Raw genomic sequence first — 16,664 nt, 5'->3', positions numbered from 1 at the left:
TGTAAAAGTGAAATAAATTCACATTTAATGCTGCTGGCGATGCCCCGATGAAATGGGAAGGCCTGGGTCGACAAGGCTTGCACCGCCCCGGTGAAGTTGTGATATTGATGCATCATTGCAGATGACGAGAGGGACAGGATGGAAGCGGCGTTTTGGCATCAGAAGTGGGAAGAGAACCGGATAGGCTTCCATCAGACGGACGTCAACCCTTGGCTGCCGGTCGGCTGGTCCGCCGGGCGGGGGGAGGACATCGTGCTGGTGCCCCTGTGCGGCAAGTCCAGCGACATGCTCTGGCTGAGCGGTCAGGGGCATCCCGTCGATGGCTTCGAGCTCTCCGAGCTCGCCATCGAGCAGTTTTTCAGTGAAAACCGGCTGACGGAAACGGTGACCGAGGTAGGCCCCTACCGCTGCCATCAGCACGAGAGCCTGCGCATCCATCAGGGGGATTTCTTCGCGGCTCCTGCGCTGGGTCGTCAGTACCGACTGGCCTATGACAGGGCGGCCCTCATCGCGCTGCCGACCGCCATGCGCCGCCAATACGCCGAGCTGATGAGCCGCCTGATGGCGCCAGCTGGGCAGATCCTGCTGGTGACCCTGGAGTATCAGCCGGAGCAGCAGAAGCAGCCGCCCTTCTCGGTGGGGGAGATGGAGGTGCGCCACCTGTTCGAGCGGGATTTCGCGGTGGAAGTATTGGGACGGACGACCGAACAGGAGCACCCCAGGGTGCAGAGCGGTCAGCTCTCCTACTTTGACGAGGTGGCCTACCGGCTGACGCGCCGGGGCTGATCCCATGGCGCGATTCTGAAGGGGCTTGCGGGGAGGAGGCGACTCTTTTTACCTCCTTTGACGTAGATCAACGTGATGGGCAGAGGCTCTGTCTAAGATGAGCCTGTTTCTCAATCACTGTCAGGTTTCGGTCGGCGTGCTCTGGTTTTCATCGCCTGACCCGTCATCGGCTCAGTGTCTGATTTTCACGCTCATGTTCACTTTTGGCGGCCCAGGTCGCAATTGTTAATGGTATTTCCAGCCGACCCCCAGGGGTCGGCTTTTTATTACCTGCGTTTTTTCACGTGAGGGGAGGAAGAGAGGCGATCACGCCTCGAAGGTGGCGGCGGCGAGGCGAAACGCCCTGGGATCGTCGATGAACTGGCCGGTGATCCGCTCGTCGTGCTCGTGGCCCTGGCCATAGCTGCAGAGGATCAGCCTGTCCGAGGTGCGGGAACGCAACTGGGTGATAAAGCGCACCAGATCGGCGCGGCTCAGATTCCCCACCTCCTCGCAGACCCGTTCCCGCTGATCGAACCCGAGATCCTTGTTGCCGATGCTGACCCAGAGCCGCTGGCCACGGCTGCGCAGGTTGGCGTCTCGCTCGCTGAGCTGGGCCTGCAGGCCCGCCTTGCTGTCCTGCCACTGCCGCTCGGTGAACTCCAACATGGCGAGCGGGAAGAGGTCGATAAACTCCTCCACCGCATCCAGCAGGATCTGCGGCCCCGCCACCGGCGACTGGATATAGAAGATGAGGCCGGGATGGCGATTGAGGGGCAGGTTGCCGGCCCCCACCACGTAGCCGAGCTGCTGGCGGGTGCGCAGCTCGTGGAAGAAGGTGGAGGACATGATGTGGTTGGCCAGGGTGAAGCAGGCGAGATCCCGCGCCCGCACGGTGCGGGACTGGTAGTAGACCAGGAGTGCCGAGTCCTCGTGCTCACAACCCTGCTCGCGAATGAGGGTGCCCCTGTCCTGAATGGAGATGAGGGGGCGGCGCGTCTCGGCGCTGGGCTGACTGTTGTCACCGAGGTGGCGCTCCAACAGGGCCGCGAGATCGAGCGCTTCTGTCACGTCCCAGTCCCCGTGCACCAGGGTTTCCACGTGCACATTGGCAAACAGCTGGGCGACGAAGTCGGGCATCTCGCCGAGCTCTATGGTCCTCAGGTGGCGCAACAACTGCTCGAACGGCGGGTTGTTGGGCTGCAGCAGGCTGGTGAGCTGGTTGAACAGCTGGGAGATGGGGCGGGTCTTGGACTGGTTCTCCCAGTTGCGGATGAGCTGCTCCTTGATTTCGCTGAAGCGGGCCGGATCCGGGTAGCCCAGGGTGCGGTTGCCGAGGATCATGTCGAGCAGCAGGGGCTGCTTGTCGGCAAAGCCGCTCATGTTGATGGTAAAGCCCCCCTGGTGGGCATAGATCTGGTAACCGAGTCCGGCCAGCTCCGCCGGGTAGGTGAGGGCGTTGAGGTGATCCTGGAGCAGCTCCACCGCGAGGCGGGCCATGGCGATGTGGCGCGGGCTGCGCACCGCGTGCTCACTGTCGATGGAGATATAGAGGTTGCCCTTGGGCACCCCGAACAGATGTTCGTGCAGGTGCCAGAGCCGGAAGCCCGGTCTGTCCACCAGGCAGGCGGGCATGTCGGCGGGCAGGGCAGGCGTGCGGGTATCCAACCGGTTGCTGATGAAGGGGTTGGGGGCCGGCAGATGCAGGCCTGGCTCCGGCTCGCTCTGCTGCCAGCGGATCTTCTGGGCCTCCGGGATGGGGGCGACGCCGTAGGGGGTCTGATACCAGCGGGCGAGGCGGTCCGTGCTCACCTCGGGGGCCTGCACCGTCATGCGCAGGTTGTGGGGGGTGAGTTTGGCGAGGAAGCGGCGGATCAGCGCCTCGTCATATTCCCGCATCATGTAGTCGCCGTAGAGCAGATCGTCCGGGGCATAGCTGAAGAGGTTAAGCACCAGGCCGGAGACGGTGTCCAGCGCCCGGCCCCGCTCCTGGAAGCGGAAGGCGGATTCCAGCACGCTGCGCTTCTCGTCGTAGCGCCAGGCCTGTAGGCCGTCACGCTCGATGAGTTTGAGATAGCCAAACAGGGCCTCGATGATCTCGTTCACGTGCTCGAGACCGAGGGGGGTGAGGCCGAAGCTCACTCCGAAATCCTTGAAGTTGCTGCCGCTGACGCCGCCGCCGGCGGCGAGCTGATTGACCCAGCCCTTGCCCTTGAGCAGGGAGAGCAGGCTGCCGTCACCTTCATAGCCGATGAGGTGGCTTAAAAACGTGAGGGGCTTCTTGTCGTAGTAGGCGTCCACGCTCGGCAGGGGGAAGGTCAGCCCCAGCTTGCGGGTCTCCTTGACCGGCTTTATCTGGATGCGGATACCGAGATCGTCGAGGCGATAGAGAGGCTCCGAGAGGGTGGGGGTGCCCAGATTGCGATCCAGAATGGGGCCGAAGTAGTGCTCACACCAGCGGATCTGGGTCTCGATGGGTTCGGGGGAGATCATCACCAGCCCCATGCGATCCGCGCTGTAGTGAGATTCGTAGAAAGCAACGAGGTCGGATCTCAGATCCCGGCCGGGCAGATCGGCTAGGGTATCCAGGTTGCCCACCGAAAACTTGGAGAAGGGATGGGCGGGATTGACGGTCTCTTTATGTACCTGATAGCTGCGGCGCACGTCGTCCTGCAGCTTGAGGCGATATTCGGAGTCGACCGCGTTGCGCTCCTTGTCGACCCATTCGGTGGCGAAGGTAGGGCAGATGAAGAACTGGGAGAAGCGATCCAGCCCCGCCTCGAAGAAGCCGTTGTCGATGTCGAAGAAGAAGTTGGTGAACTCGGTACCGGTCCAGGCGTTGTTGCTGCCCCCGTGGCGGCTCATGAACTGCTGATATTCCCCGGGCTTGGGGTAGGTCTGGGTGCCGAGGAACAGCATGTGCTCGAGGAAGTGGGCCATCCCCTGACGGTCGACGGGGTCGTCGAAGTGGCCGGTGTTGACGGCCAGGGAGGCGGCGGACTTGTCGGTATCGGGATCGCAGATCAGCAGGACCCTGAGCCGGTTTGCCAGCTCCAGATAGTGATACCGCCTATGGTCGTTGGGACTGGCATGTGGGCTCATTTGGGCTGACTCGCGGTGAATTTATTTGAATTTAAACATGATTATCGACCCCGCTATCTTGTGAGGCAAACCCTTTTCTGAGAGGTAGCGCAATTGTTTCCCCCGGCATGGCGGGGTAAGATCCCCCCGCTATTTAAACAGGCCCCCTGGGCGAGGTTGTAATGAAGATCTACATCATGCGTCATGGCCAGGCTGGCATGAATGCAAAAACGGATGAACAGCGTCCCTTGACCGAACAGGGCCGTGACGAGTCTATTCATATGGCTCGCTGGCTGGCTCCCCAATTGACGGGTCCTTTGAGTCTGGTCATTCATAGCAACTATCTGAGGGCCAGACAGACCTGGCAAGCCATCGCTCCCGAGCTGCCAAAGGCGCAGAGCGTCGAGGAGAGCGGCGACATCACCCCGTATGGGGATCCGGCCATGGTGGCGAGCTACCTCACGGCACTGGCGACGCGCCATCACAACATCCTGATGGTCAGCCATCTGCCGCTGGTGGGTTATCTGGTGCAGAGCCTCTGCCCGGCGGCGGGCGCCCCCATGTTTGCCACCTCCGGCGTGGCCTGTATCGAGTGGCAAGATGACAAGGGGGTATTGCTCTGGTTGGAAGGTCCGCATACAATACGCTAAAAGTTAATAATAAGTTACAAAATGGTTTTTTAGGGAAGAGATGGGCGATTTTTCCGGAATTTTATATAAATTTGACGGAATTAATTCGCAGGAGCTGCTGTCATACGGATACAACTGCAAGAGGTTGCAAACGATGAGAGTGTTCAAGAAATACCTGCCGCTGATGGTGGCAAAACATGTCAAAACCTTCTTCAAGGGACGGATCTACATCCACGGCAGGGGGCGCTTCGATTTCCAGTCAGGCCTGTTATTGATGCCCATGGCGGCCGACATTCCCCATCGCCAGACGGTGCTCGAGGTCAACGAGCTGATCTCGCGGCTGCACATGGATGCGGCGTGACACAGACGCCCGGATGACGATCCCCCTCATGCCCGCCCTCGTGCGGGCATGATTGTTTTCAGGGTCTGGCTGCCCCCCCTTTGCAACGCAATGTGGTGCGCTTTGTTACCGGTTTGCGGTGACTTGTTCCGCCCCTCTCGATGGCGCTTGCTTATCCTGTTTGCCTCTCTATACTCCCGCAAAATATCCGCTGTCTTTCTCTGGATTTAGCGATGCCCCTTGCCTTTTTGTTTCCCTTCTCCTGCATGGCCATCTGGGCCGGCAACAGCATCGTCAGCAAGCTGGCGGTAGGGGTGCTCTCACCGGCGGCCCTCGCCTGGTCGCGCTGGGTGGTGGCGGCCGTCATACTGACCCCCTTCCTGGCCCACAGGGCCTGGCGAGAGCGTACCCGGCTGCGCGCCGGTTTCTATAAACTCGCCATGCTGGCCCTGCTCGGCATGGTGTTGAACCAGACCTTCGGCTATTACGCCGCTCAGACCCTGGGAGCCACCGAGATTGGCCTCATGATGGGGCTGACCCCCCTGATGACGGTGATGCTCAGCATCTGGTTGCTGCGCGAACGCCCGACCTGGGGGGCCCTGCTTGGGGGCGTCATCTCCATACTCGGATTGACTATCCTGCTGGGGCAGGGGGATCCCTCCCGGCTCTTCACCCAGGGTATTCACATCGGCTACGTCTATATGCTGCTGTCGGCGGCCACCTATGCGCTCTACTGCGTGCTGCTCAAGCGCTGGGTGCTGGGACTGAGTAGCTGGACCCTGTTCTACGGCCAGGTGCTGTGCAGCCTCCTGTTCCTCACCCCCTTCTACCTGCTGGTGGACGGACAATGGCCGGATGGGCGCGCGCTCTGGCTCATCCTCTATGCGGGGATCCCCACCTCAGCCCTCTCCCCCTGGCTCTGGATGCAGGGCATAGCGCTGCTGGGGGCGAGCCGCACCGCCATCTTCATGAACCTGCTGCCGGTGATGACGGCGGCCCTGGCCATCAGCTGGCTGGGGGAGCGGCTCACCAGCTACCACCTGATCGGCGGCGGCATGACGCTGGTGGGGGTCTTGCTGGCGCAGTTGCTGGTCAAGCCCGTCATCCTGCGGCGCCGCACCAGGCTGGCCGTGGCGGGCTGCCCCGAGGATTGAGACAACCGCAAACCGCGATGAAAAAAGACCGCCGATTGGGCGGTCTTTTCGTCTCTGGGCCGGATCACTGGGCCGTCAGATAGAGGTCTTTGGAATAGACCAGATCCTGCGGATTGTGATAGGGGTAGCCCTTGACGAAGGGCTTGAGCAGCCTGGATTTCACATAGAAATAGACAGGGGCTATGGGGGCCTCCGCATCGATCAGGGCTTCCGCCTGCTGATAGAACCGATTGCGTTCGGCGGGATCCTGGGAGTCGTGGGCCTTGGCCAGCAGGGTGTCGTACTCCTTGTTGACCCACTTGCCGCTGTTGGCGCTGCTGCTGGAGGTCATGATGTCGAGGAAGGTGGAGGCGTCGTTGTAGTCCCCGTTCCAGGCATAGCGGCTCACCCCAAAGTCCCCCTCGTTGAGGGCCGACACCATGGTCTTCCACTCCATGTTGTTGAGCTCGGCCTTGACCCCCAGGTTGTGTTTCCACATGGAGGCGATGGCCAGAGCTATCTTCTTGTGCCCCTCGTTGGTGTTGTAGAGGATATCCACATCCAATGGCTTGTTCGGGCCATAACCCGCCTCGGCCAGCAGGGCCTTGGCCGCCTTGATCCGCTCTTCCTTGCTCATCAGCTCGCTGGCCGGTTGCTTGAGCTCAAACCCGTCCACGCTCGGCGGTGTCAGGCTGAAGGCGGAGATCTGCCCCTGGCCCAGGATCTTCTCGGTGATGGTGTCCCGGTCGATGGCCAAGGAGAGCGCCTTGCGCACCTTGGGGTTGTCGAAGGGTTTGCGCTGGGTGTTGAACACATAGTAATAGGTGGAGAGCAGAGGGGCGCTGACCAGCTCCTCGGGGCTCTGGTTCTTGATCTGCTTGTACTGCTCCAGCGGATAGGTGGTGTAGTGCAGCTCGCTCGCCCGGTAGCGGTTGAAGGCGGCGGTCTCGGACACTATCTCCAGATAGACCACCTTGTTCAGCACAGTGTGGGCATTGTCCCAGTAGTGGGGGTTGCGCTCGGAGATGAGCCGCTCGTTCGGGGTCCACTCTTTCAGCACGAAGGCGCCGTTGGAGACGATGTTGCCCGGTTTGACCCAGTCATTGCCGTACTTCTCAATAGTCGCCTTCGGCGCCGGGAAGGTGGTGTAGTGGGAGAGGGTCTTCAAGAAGAAGGGAACCGGGTTTTTTAGGGTGATCTGCAGGGTGAGGGGGTCCAGGGCCTTGATGCCGAGGGCATCGGGCTTGGCCTTGCCCTGCACTACCTCGCTGGCGTGGGTGACCCCGGTCAGCTCGATGAACCAGGCGTAGTTGGAGGCGTTCTTGGGATCCGCCGCCCGCTGCCAGCCATAGACATAGTCCGCCGCCGTCACCGGCTCGCCGTTTGACCACTTGGCGTCGGGCCTCAACTTGAAGGTGTAGACGGTGCCCGTGGGATCGAGTTCGTAACTGAGCGCGCCGGCGAGTTTCAGTTTGCCGTCCCCGTCCAGGGTGTAGAGTCCCTCGAACAGATCGTTGACGATCTCGCTGCCAGAGCTCTCTTCCACCATCTGTGGATCGATGGAGGCGGGTTCGGTAGCTATGTTGCGGATGAAGGTTTGCTGTTCTGCCGGCAGCAACTTGGTACCGGCCGGTACCTGGGCCGCCAGGGCGGGGAGGGAGATCAGGGCGGCAACCGTGCCGGCAATGAGTGTCCTTTTCATTGAATATCCTTATGTTTTTTTGCTTCCAAAGCCAAGCCAGTGTGCGGGATTGATGGCGAGATCTCAAGGGGGGATCCGTGGGCCCCGTCTGCCTGTTCCCGAATGGGGAGGGGCCTGAGGACGGGTGAAAAAGGGGTTGGATTATTGTTACGAATTAAGATGGCGAAAGAGGCTGGCCGGTACCACTTTTCCCCTGCTATGGCGCCATTTTCTGGCGTGAACTGGCGATTTATACACCGTCTTAATTCGCTGCAAAAACAAAAAACAAACGTTACATTGGGTTACAAAACAACGCAGCCGAGGATCGGCACTTTTTTTGTCGATGCTTGCAAACGTTTTCAAGGCCAACGGAAACGATCCTAAAGGAAGAAGAATGCGAAACATGATCACCATGGGCGAGTTCATCGTCAAAAAGCAGGCGGACTACCCGACCGCAACCGGCGAGCTGACCTCCTTGCTCAGCTCCATCCGCCTGGCTGCCAAGGTGGTGAACCGGGAGATCAACAAGGCGGGGCTGGCGGACATCATCGGCTCCATGGGGGCCGAAAACGTGCAGGGTGAGGTGCAGCAGAAGCTGGACGTCTACGCCAACGAGCGCTTCAAGGCGGCGCTGGAGGCCCGAGGTGAGGTGTGCGGCATGGCCTCCGAAGAGGAGGAGGACTTCGTCTCCTTCGACTCCGAGCTCTCCCGCCACTCCAAGTACGTGGTGCTGATAGACCCCCTCGACGGCTCCTCCAACATCGACGTCAACGTCTCGGTCGGGACCATCTTCTCCATCTACCGCCGGGTCAGTACGCCAGGGGCCGGTGTGACCCTGGAAGACTTCCTGCAGCCGGGCAACCGCCAGGTCGCCGCCGGTTACGTCGTGTATGGCTCCTCCACCATGCTGGTCTACACCACGGGCTTTGGGGTCAACGGTTTCACCTACGATCCTTCCATCGGCTGCTTCTGCCTCTCCCACGAAAATATCCGCATCCCGGAGGAGGGCAAGATCTACTCCATCAACGAGGGCAACTACATCAAGTTCCCGGACGGGGTGAAGAAGTACCTCAAATACTGCCAGGAGCGGGACGAGGCGACCCACAGACCCTACACCTCCCGCTACATCGGCTCACTGGTGTCGGATTTCCATCGCAACCTGCTCAAGGGTGGCATCTACATCTATCCGTCCGGCACCAACTCCCCGAACGGCAAGCTGCGCCTGCTGTACGAGTGCAACCCCATGGCATTTTTGGTGGAGCAGGCCGGTGGCAAGGCCTCCGACGGCTTCGGCCGCATCATGGATATCCAGCCCACGGCTTTGCACCAGCGCACCCCCTACTTCGTTGGCTCCACCAAGATGGTGGACAGGGCCGAGGCCTTCATGCGGGAGTTCTCCGCTCACGAGGATCCGGCCAATCAGGGCTGAGTCTGGCGCTGGGCTCTGCCCATCATCGCCAGCCAAGACACTGCGGATAGTCGCCAGAAAATGCGCAGATAAAGAAATGGGAGCCTCAGGGCTCCCGTTTTGTTGTGTCGACATCATGGATTGTCGCGTGCCAGGGCTGCTCGTCGTATGGGCTGGTCTGCTTCGGCACCACAGAGCACCCGGTTCGCTGGCCCGAGGCGGGTTCCATTCATCAGGGCAGGGCGTGTTTGGCCAAGTCTGCCAGCAGGGAGTCCACCAGTTTCAGCCGCATGGCCCGATCCTGGTTCGGTACCTGGAAGCGCAACCGGGTCGGGCCATCCATCTTATAGATACGTGGCTGCTCGGAGAGCAGTTTGACCAGATAGGTCGGGTTGACCCTGGTGTCCTGGCTGAAGTCCAGATAGCCACCGCGGTCGCTCATCTCCACCCGGCGGATGCCCAGGGCAGTGGCCCGCTGGCGGAAGGCGGCTATTTCCATGAGCGTCTTGGTCGCCTCCGGCAGCAGGCCGAAGCGGTCGATGAGCTCCACCTTCAGTTCCCGCAGCTCCTGCTCATCCTTGGCGCTGGCGATGCGCTTGTACATGGACAGGCGCATGTTGACGTCCGGGATGTAGTCGTCCGGCAAGAGGGCGGGCAGGCGCAGCTCCACCTCGGTGTGCTGGCTCATCAGCTGATCCAGTGACGGCTCCTTGCCGTGTTTCAGCGCCTCCACCGCCTGCTCCAGCAGCTCCATGTAGAGGGTGAAGCCGATGGATTCTATCTGGCCGCTTTGATCGTCCCCGAGCAGCTCGCCCGCGCCGCGGATCTCCAGATCGTGGGTGGCGAGCGCGAAGCCGGCACCGAGATCCTCCAGGGAGGCGATGGCGTCGAGGCGCTTGGCGGCGTCCTTGGTCATCAGCTTGGGATGGGGGGTGAGCAGATAGGCATAGGCCTGGTGGTGGGAGCGGCCGACCCGGCCCCGCAACTGGTGCAGCTGGGCCAATCCCAAGTGATCCGCGCGGTCCATGATGATGGTGTTGGCGCTCGGCACGTCGATGCCGGTCTCTATGATGGTGGTACAGACCAGCAGGTTGAAGCGCTGGTGGTAGAAGTCCGACATCACCCGCTCGAGCTCCCGCTCGCGCATCTGGCCGTGGGCGATGCCGATGCGCACCTCCGGCACCAGGGTGGCCAAGTCCGCCGCGCACTGCTCTATGCTCTCCACGTCGTTGTGCAGGTAGTAGACCTGACCGCCGCGCTTCAATTCCCGCAGTACGGCCTCCCGGGTAACCGCAGGCTCCTGCTGGCGCACGAAGGTCTTGATGGCGAGCCGCTTGGCGGGCGGGGTGGCGATGATGGAGAGATCCCGCATGCCGGACATGGCCATGTTGAGGGTGCGCGGAATAGGTGTTGCCGTGAGCGTGAGGATGTCCACGTCAGCCCGCAGCGCCTTGATCTTCTCCTTCTGGCGCACCCCGAACCTGTGCTCCTCGTCGACGATAAGCAGCCCCAAATCTTTGAACAGGAGATCGGAGCCCAGCAGCTTGTGGGTGCCTATGATGATGTCCACCTTGCCCTCCGCCAGCTCCTTGAGCACGGCGGTCTGCTCCTTGGCGGAACGGAAGCGGCTCAGCACCTCGACCCGCACCGGCCAGTTCGCGAAGCGATCCCGGAAGTTGTCGTAGTGCTGCTGGGCCAGCAAGGTTGTGGGTACCAGCACGGCCACCTGCTTGCCGCCGTGCACCGCCACGAAGGCCGCCCGCATGGCCACCTCCGTCTTGCCAAAGCCCACGTCGCCGCACACCAGCCGGTCCATGCTCTTGGCCTGGCACATGTCGCCGAGCACCGCATTGATGGCGTTGAGCTGATCCTCGGTCTCCTCGAACGGGAAACCGGCGGCAAACTGGCGATAGGCTTCTCTGTCGTGCTTGAAGGCGAAGCCGTGGCGGGCCGCCCGCAGGGCGTAGACGTCCAGCAGCTCAGCCGCCACGTCGCGGATCTTCTCCGCCGCCTTGCGCCGCGCCTTGGTCCAGGCCTCGCCGCCGAGCTTGTGGCTGGGCGGGTTGTCGGACCCCGTGTAGCGGCTGATGAGATGCAGGCTGGTGACCGGCACGAACAGCTTGTCGCCACCGGCGTATTCCAGAGTCAGGAACTCGGTGGGCAGGCCGCCGGCATCTATGGTCTCGAGCCCCAGATAGCGGCCGACCCCGTGATCCAGGTGCACCACGGGCTGGCCCTGGGTCAGCTCGCCCAGGTTGCGAATGACCGCATCCGAGCTCAGGCTCTTGCTCTTGTCCCGCGCGCGACGGCTTCGGATCTTGCCGCCGAGGAGCTCGGTCTCGGTGACGAGCGCCAGCTCCTCCTGCCCCGCCTCCTGCAACAGGAAGCCCCGCTCCAGCGGGCAGACCAGCAGGCCATGGCGCGCCGTGCTTGTCACAAAGGCATCGAGGGAGGGGAACTCCTTGGGTTGCACTTGTATGCGTGCGAGCAAGTCACCCAATACCTCCCGCCGCCCCTCGGACTCCACCGAAAACAGGGTACGGCCGCCAAAGCCTTGCAGGAACTGATCCAGCGCCAGCAGGGGCTGCTCCTTGCTGTGATCGAGCTGCAAGTCCGGCAGGGGGGCCGTGGCCAGGTTGTGCTGGCCGGCGCTCCCGTCGGTGGCCTCCGGCTGCAGGCGCACGGCGCCATATTGACCCAGCGCCGCAAACAGCTGCTCCACCGGCAGATAGATCTGCTGGGGGGGCAGCAGAGGGCGGGTGTTATCCCAGCGCCTGTCTTCGTAACGTTGGCCGATATCGTTCCAGAAGCGCTGGGCGGCGGGGTAGATCTCTCCCACCGTCAGCAGCAGGGTGTTGTCCGGCAGGTGGTCGAACAGGCTGGCGGTCTCGTTGAAGAAGAGGGGCAGGTAATACTCGATGCCGGCGGGCCAGCGCCCCTTGCTCACCTCCTGATAGACGGAGCCCTCGGCGCGGGAGATCTCGAACTGCTCCCGGTATTGCCCCCGGAACAGTTCGATGGCTCCCTCGTCGGTGGGAAACTCCCGGGCGGGCAACAGGCTCACCGACTCGACCGGCTCGCTGGAGCGCTGGGTCTCGGGATCGAAGGGGCGGATGGAGTCCACCTCGTCGTCGAAGAAGTCGATGCGATAAGGGTTGCCGCTACCCATGGGGAAGAGATCCAGCAGGGAGCCGCGGGCGGCGAACTCGCCGTGCTCCAGCACCTGCTCCACCGCCACATAGCCCGCCTCGGCCAGACGCCCCCGCAGCTGTTGCAGGTTGAGGCGCTGGCCCGCTTTCACCAGCAGGCTGTATTTGTCGAGATAGACCCGAGGGGCGGTGCGCAGCATCAGGGTGGAGATGGGCACGATCAGCACCCCGCTGCTCATCTGCGGCAGCTTGTAGAGGGTCTCGAGGCGCTGGGAGATGATGTCCTGATGGGGAGAGAAGGTGTCGTAGGGCAGGGTCTCCCAGTCCGGGAACAGCAGCACGGGGCAGCCTTTATCGGCTAACAGGTACTGCAGTTCCTGTTCGAGGCGCAGGGCGCTCGGGGTATCGGCGGTCACCAGCAGGACCGGGCGATCCGCCTCGGCAGTGAGGCGGGCGGCGACCAGCGCCAGGCTGCTGCCGACCAGCTGGCCAAGGGTTATCTTCTGGCCCGCTTTGGCGGGCAAGGCGGGGATTGTCATTGGCATCGTTCGATTCTTTTAACGTTGGCGGTGAGACGTTGACGGTGATTAGCGCTGGCGCTCCTGGGCCCGCAGCTTGAGCTGCTTCGATTGCACGTGCAGGCTGGCACGCACTAGCAGCTCCCTGTCATCCTCGCGGATCCGCACGTAGTCGAGCAGCACCTGGATGCCGTGCTCCCCCGCTTCAAGGTGTTTGACTTCGGCGTAGCAGTAGACGGCGGAGGCCTCTTCCCGCAGGAAGATCTTGAGGCGCACGATCTGATGGGGGCGGGGGGGCTCCCCGTGACCCTGACGGGGGTGCAGGTAGACGAGATTGCCCGCCCCGAAGCGCAGGGTGTGGAAGCGGTGTTCCGGGTGATCCTGCACCGCGAGCACATAGCCCATGATCATGTCGATCTTGCGGGACTGCTGGTTGACGATCTCGACGAGATCGTGCATGGACTCGTTCTGGCTGCGCAGCAGCCGGCTGCTGACGAGATCGATGGCGGTGATGGCAGAGGCGATACGAAAGGGCTCTGGCAGTTCGGCGTCCAGCGCCTCCAGCGTCGGCAGGTGAAAGTCGGCCGGCATGGGGATCACATTGACCGGCGTGGCATGGGTGACGCTGAAGAACTGTTCCTGCATGGAGGCTATCCCTTGTTGTCATAGACGGTTTCCCTTTATTATCCGGTATCTTATTTTGTTGGCAACGTAGATATCCTTGAAGACTGGACTTTTTCAGCCACTCTCGCTGGCCATCGGCCTGCGTTATGCAGGCTCGCGACGCAGTAATCGCTTCGTCTCCTTTATCTCCCTGTTTTCCACCTTCGGCATCGCCATCGGGGTCGCCGCCCTGATGGTGGTCATCTCGGTGATGAACGGTTTCGAGGGGCAACTCAAGGGGCGCATCCTCGGGGTGATCCCCCACGTGGTGCTGACCAACCCTGCCGGGCGCATCGATGCGGCGCCGCAAGGCCTGCCGGATCTGGCCAAGCTACCCCACGTGGTGGCCGAGGCCCCCATGCTCGACAGCGAAGGCATGCTGCAGAGCCCGGGCCAGCTCACCGGGGTGAGTGTGCAGGGCATAGATCCGGCGCTCTGGCCCAAGGACGACATCCTGCATGCCCAGATGCTGGCGGGACGCCTCGACAGCCTGCAGCGCGGTGAATACCACATAGTGCTGGGGCAGGGGGTCGCGAACCGTCTCAAAGTGTCACTCGGGGATGAGGTGCGCCTCATTCTGACCGAAGGGACTCGCTTCACGCCGTTTGGCCGGGTGCCAGCCCAGCGCCTTTTCACCGTCTCCGGCATCTTCGGAGTCGGCGCCGACGTGGACAGTCAGGTCGCCCTCATTGCCCTTGGCGATGCTCAGCGCATGCTGCGCCTGCCGGACGACACCGTCGGCGGCATCCGCCTCTGGCTGGATGATCCCTTCGCCGCCGACGAGGTTGTCAAGACAGCCCTGCCGGACGGGCTGGAGTGGCAGGACTGGCGCCGGGAGCGGGGTGAGCTGTTCCAGGCGGTGGCCATGGAGAAACGCATGATGGGGCTGATGCTGGTGCTCATCATCGCGGTCGCCACCTTCAACATCCTCTCCGCCCTCGTCATGGTGGTTACCGACAAGGAAGGGGAGGTGGCCATTTTACGTACCATGGGCATGAGCGAGTCTGGCATCGTCAAGATCTTCATGGTGCTGGGGGCGTCGAGCGGCGTCATCGGCGCCCTGTTTGGCGGTCTGGCGGGGCTGGGGCTGTCGCTCGGTCTCAACCCTCTGCTCGATGCGGTGGGGCTCAACCTCTACATGGCGGCCGGCGGCTCGGGTCTGCCGGTCATCGTCGAGCCCGCCCAGGTCATCACCATACTGCTCGGCGCCGTGCTGCTGAGTTTCAGTGCCACCCTCTATCCGGCGGCCCGTGCGGCCCGGGTGAAACCGGCCGAGGCACTGCGCTATGAATAATTTCTCTTCTGTCATTACTTCCCCAAGCGGAGCCCCTTTTATGAATGAGTCCCTGTCCCGCGATAATCCGTCGCGTGAACCTCTGCTGCGCTGTGAGGCCCTGAATCACGTCTACAAGGAGGGCAGCCTAGAGACTCAGGTGCTCAAGGGGATAGACCTGTCCGTGGCCCCCGGCGAGATGCTGGCGGTGGTGGGCAGCTCGGGCTCCGGCAAGACCACCCTGCTGCACCTGATGGGAGCGCTGGATAACCCCTCCAGCGGCGCCGTGCTGTTCAAGGGCCAGGACATCCATCGCTGGGACAGCCGCACCCAGGCCAAATTCCGCAATCAGGAGCTGGGCTTCGTGTATCAGTTCCACCACCTGCTCGCCGAGTTCACCGCGCTGGAGAACACCGCCATGCCGCTGCTCATCGCCGGCGAGTCGGTGGCGAGTGCCACCGAGAAGGCGACCCGGATGCTGGGGCGGGTGGGGCTCTCCCATCGCCTCAACCACAGGCCGTCCGAGCTTTCCGGTGGGGAACGCCAGCGGGTGGCCATCGCCCGCGCCCTGGTCAACGAGCCCAGCCTGGTGCTGGCGGACGAGCCCACCGGCAACCTGGATCACGCCAGCGCCACCGCCGTCTACGAGCTGCTCTGCGAGTTGAACCGGGAGCTCGGCACCGCCTTCGTGGTGGTGACCCATGATCTCAGTCTCGCCGCCAAGCTGCACCGGCGGGTGACCCTGGTGAGCGGCATCATGGCGGAGGTCGCCTGATGTTCAAGCCGCTGCCCCTGTTTCTGGGCCTGCGTTACAGCCGCTCTCGCCGCCGCAACGGCTTCATCGCCTTCATCTCGGCTTCCTCCCTCATCGGCATCGCCCTCGGGGTGATGGCCCTGATCCTGGGGCTCTCCGCCATGAATGGTTTCGAGCGGGAGCTCAAGAACCGGGTGCTCTCCGTGGTGCCCCACGGCGAGCTCATCGGCATGGAGGCGCCGCTGCCGAACTGGCCGAAACTGCGGGACTACCTGCTGGCCCAGCCGGGGATCGAGGCCGCGGCCCCGGTGATCCGCCTGGACGGCCTGCTGGAACACGGCTCTGCCCTCAAGGGGGTACAATTGCGCGCCGTGCTGCCGGAACTCGAGGCGAACCTGTCGGATGCGGGCAAGTACATGACGGGCCGCGGCCTGCGTGAGCTGCAACCCGGTGAGAAGGAGGTGATCCTCGGCAAGACCATCGCCGACAAGCTGGGGGTCAAGATAGGGGACACTGTCGCCCTGCTGCTGCCCCAGGGGGGAGATGCCAGCGGCATCAAGAACCCGAAGCGCGAGGCCCTCAAGGTGGTGGGACTGATGGAGATCGGCGGCCAGCTGGACGGTCTCATCGGCTTCATGCACCTCGCCGACGCCCAGGCCATCACCGGCATGGGCAAGGACGTGGAGGGCTTCAGCCTCAAGGTCAACGACGTGCTCAAGGCGCAGTCCATCACGGTGGCGGCGGCGAGCAAGTTCCCGCACTACGTCTACATCAGCAGCTGGATGAGCCGTCAGGGCTACCTCTATCAGGACATCCAGATGGTGCGCACCGTCATGTACGTGGTGATGCTGATGGTGGTGGCGGTGGCCTGCTTCAACATCGTCTCCACCCTGGTGATGGCGGTGAATGAGAAGCGCAGCGAGATCGCCATCCTGAAGACCATGGGGGCGAGTCCGGGCCAGATCCGGCTCACCTTCGTCATCCAGGGCATGGTGAACGGGGTGGCGGGGGCCCTGCTCGGGGCTCTGCTGGGCGGCCTGCTGTCGAGCAAGCTGACCCAGATCCTGGGCTTCGTCGAGACCCTGATCGGCCATCGCTTCCTCAATCCGGACATCTACTTCATCGACTTCCTGCCCACCGAGCTGCACATGCAGGATCTGGTGACAGTGACCAGCGCCGCCATCCTGATGAGTCTGGTGGCGACCCTCTATCCCGCCTGGCGGGCGAGCGCCCTGGTGCCGTCCCGGGAGCTGGGACACTGATATCCAGT

Annotated in this window: 12 protein-coding genes; 8 read left to right on the top strand and 4 right to left on the bottom strand. The window is 62.7% G+C overall.

The annotated features are described in order from the left end of the window. Positions 1-138: 138 nt before the first annotated feature. Complete coding sequence (locus tag ACRCYW_RS17300) at positions 139-786, top strand: thiopurine S-methyltransferase (protein WP_438551257.1); 648 nt, start codon at positions 139-141, stop codon at positions 784-786. A 306-nt stretch (positions 787-1,092) separates the two neighbouring features. On the opposite strand, the gene ACRCYW_RS17295 is transcribed toward ACRCYW_RS17300, so the two are convergent. Continuing rightward, positions 1,093-3,867, bottom strand: a complete 2,775-nt coding sequence (locus ACRCYW_RS17295) for an insulinase family protein (protein ID WP_438551256.1) — start codon at positions 3,865-3,867, stop codon at positions 1,093-1,095. 161 nt (positions 3,868-4,028) lie between these two features. Between ACRCYW_RS17295 and sixA the strand changes: the two genes are divergently transcribed. From sixA to ACRCYW_RS17280, 3 genes are all read left to right on the top strand, one after another. Then, positions 4,029-4,496 (top strand): phosphohistidine phosphatase SixA, encoded by a 468-nt coding sequence (gene sixA / locus ACRCYW_RS17290; RefSeq protein WP_438551255.1) that lies wholly within the window; start codon positions 4,029-4,031, stop codon positions 4,494-4,496. 133 nt (positions 4,497-4,629) lie between these two features. After that, entirely contained in the window at positions 4,630-4,836 is a 207-nt protein-coding gene (locus ACRCYW_RS17285; protein WP_349922445.1) for a DUF1107 domain-containing protein, read from the top strand. A 212-nt stretch (positions 4,837-5,048) separates the two neighbouring features. Beyond that, positions 5,049-5,969: a DMT family transporter gene (locus tag ACRCYW_RS17280; RefSeq protein ID WP_438551254.1), complete on the top strand. Its 921-nt coding sequence runs from the start codon at positions 5,049-5,051 to the stop codon at positions 5,967-5,969. A 64-nt stretch (positions 5,970-6,033) separates the two neighbouring features. On the opposite strand, the gene ACRCYW_RS17275 is transcribed toward ACRCYW_RS17280, so the two are convergent. After that, complete coding sequence (locus ACRCYW_RS17275; RefSeq protein WP_438551253.1) at positions 6,034-7,650, bottom strand: peptide ABC transporter substrate-binding protein; 1,617 nt, start codon at positions 7,648-7,650, stop codon at positions 6,034-6,036. A gap of 373 nt (positions 7,651-8,023) precedes the next feature. Here ACRCYW_RS17275 and fbp point away from each other — a divergent pair, with 373 nt between their 5' ends. Next, on the top strand, positions 8,024-9,058 hold the full coding sequence (gene fbp, locus ACRCYW_RS17270; protein WP_100858471.1) for a class 1 fructose-bisphosphatase: 1,035 nt from the start codon (positions 8,024-8,026) through the stop codon (positions 9,056-9,058). A gap of 211 nt (positions 9,059-9,269) precedes the next feature. Here fbp and mfd read toward each other — a convergent pair whose 3' ends face one another. Then, positions 9,270-12,725, bottom strand: a complete 3,456-nt coding sequence (mfd, locus tag ACRCYW_RS17265) for a transcription-repair coupling factor (protein WP_438551316.1) — start codon at positions 12,723-12,725, stop codon at positions 9,270-9,272. Between the two features lie 48 nt (positions 12,726-12,773). Further along, positions 12,774-13,349 carry a PilZ domain-containing protein gene (locus ACRCYW_RS17260; RefSeq protein WP_438551252.1) on the bottom strand — a complete coding sequence of 192 codons (576 nt, stop codon included), beginning with the start codon at positions 13,347-13,349 and terminating at the stop codon, positions 12,774-12,776. A 76-nt stretch (positions 13,350-13,425) separates the two neighbouring features. Between ACRCYW_RS17260 and ACRCYW_RS17255 the strand changes: the two genes are divergently transcribed. From ACRCYW_RS17255 to lolE, 3 genes are read left to right on the top strand one after another with little or no spacing between them, the layout of a single operon-like run. Then, positions 13,426-14,661, top strand: a complete 1,236-nt coding sequence (locus tag ACRCYW_RS17255) for a lipoprotein-releasing ABC transporter permease subunit (protein ID WP_438551251.1) — start codon at positions 13,426-13,428, stop codon at positions 14,659-14,661. A gap of 40 nt (positions 14,662-14,701) precedes the next feature. Further along, positions 14,702-15,415, top strand: a complete 714-nt coding sequence (gene lolD / locus ACRCYW_RS17250) for a lipoprotein-releasing ABC transporter ATP-binding protein LolD (RefSeq protein WP_438551250.1) — start codon at positions 14,702-14,704, stop codon at positions 15,413-15,415. Further along, positions 15,415-16,656, top strand: coding sequence for a lipoprotein-releasing ABC transporter permease subunit LolE (gene lolE / locus ACRCYW_RS17245; protein WP_438551249.1), 1,242 nt, complete (start codon positions 15,415-15,417; stop codon positions 16,654-16,656). The genes lolD and lolE overlap by 1 nt, the downstream gene beginning before the upstream one ends. Positions 16,657-16,664: the final 8 nt, after the last annotated feature.

This window comes from Aeromonas sp. (assembly GCF_051657805.1).
Lineage (GTDB): Bacteria > Pseudomonadota > Gammaproteobacteria > Enterobacterales > Aeromonadaceae > Aeromonas.
The sequence above is the reverse complement of the archived record's forward strand: the minus strand, read 5'-3'. Positions and strand labels throughout refer to the sequence as shown.

Coding starts and splice junctions, on each gene's coding strand:
- ACRCYW_RS17300 (WP_438551257.1), top strand. CDS start 139: ATGGAAGCGGCGTTTTGGCATCAGAAGTGGGAAGAGAACCGGATAGGC.
- ACRCYW_RS17295 (WP_438551256.1), bottom strand. CDS start 3,867: ATGAGCCCACATGCCAGTCCCAACGACCATAGGCGGTATCACTATCTG.
- sixA (WP_438551255.1), top strand. CDS start 4,029: ATGAAGATCTACATCATGCGTCATGGCCAGGCTGGCATGAATGCAAAA.
- ACRCYW_RS17285 (WP_349922445.1), top strand. CDS start 4,630: ATGAGAGTGTTCAAGAAATACCTGCCGCTGATGGTGGCAAAACATGTC.
- ACRCYW_RS17280 (WP_438551254.1), top strand. CDS start 5,049: ATGCCCCTTGCCTTTTTGTTTCCCTTCTCCTGCATGGCCATCTGGGCC.
- ACRCYW_RS17275 (WP_438551253.1), bottom strand. CDS start 7,650: ATGAAAAGGACACTCATTGCCGGCACGGTTGCCGCCCTGATCTCCCTC.
- fbp (WP_100858471.1), top strand. CDS start 8,024: ATGCGAAACATGATCACCATGGGCGAGTTCATCGTCAAAAAGCAGGCG.
- mfd (WP_438551316.1), bottom strand. CDS start 12,725: ATGACAATCCCCGCCTTGCCCGCCAAAGCGGGCCAGAAGATAACCCTT.
- ACRCYW_RS17260 (WP_438551252.1), bottom strand. CDS start 13,349: ATGCAGGAACAGTTCTTCAGCGTCACCCATGCCACGCCGGTCAATGTG.
- lolD (WP_438551250.1), top strand. CDS start 14,702: ATGAATGAGTCCCTGTCCCGCGATAATCCGTCGCGTGAACCTCTGCTG.
- lolE (WP_438551249.1), top strand. CDS start 15,415: ATGTTCAAGCCGCTGCCCCTGTTTCTGGGCCTGCGTTACAGCCGCTCT.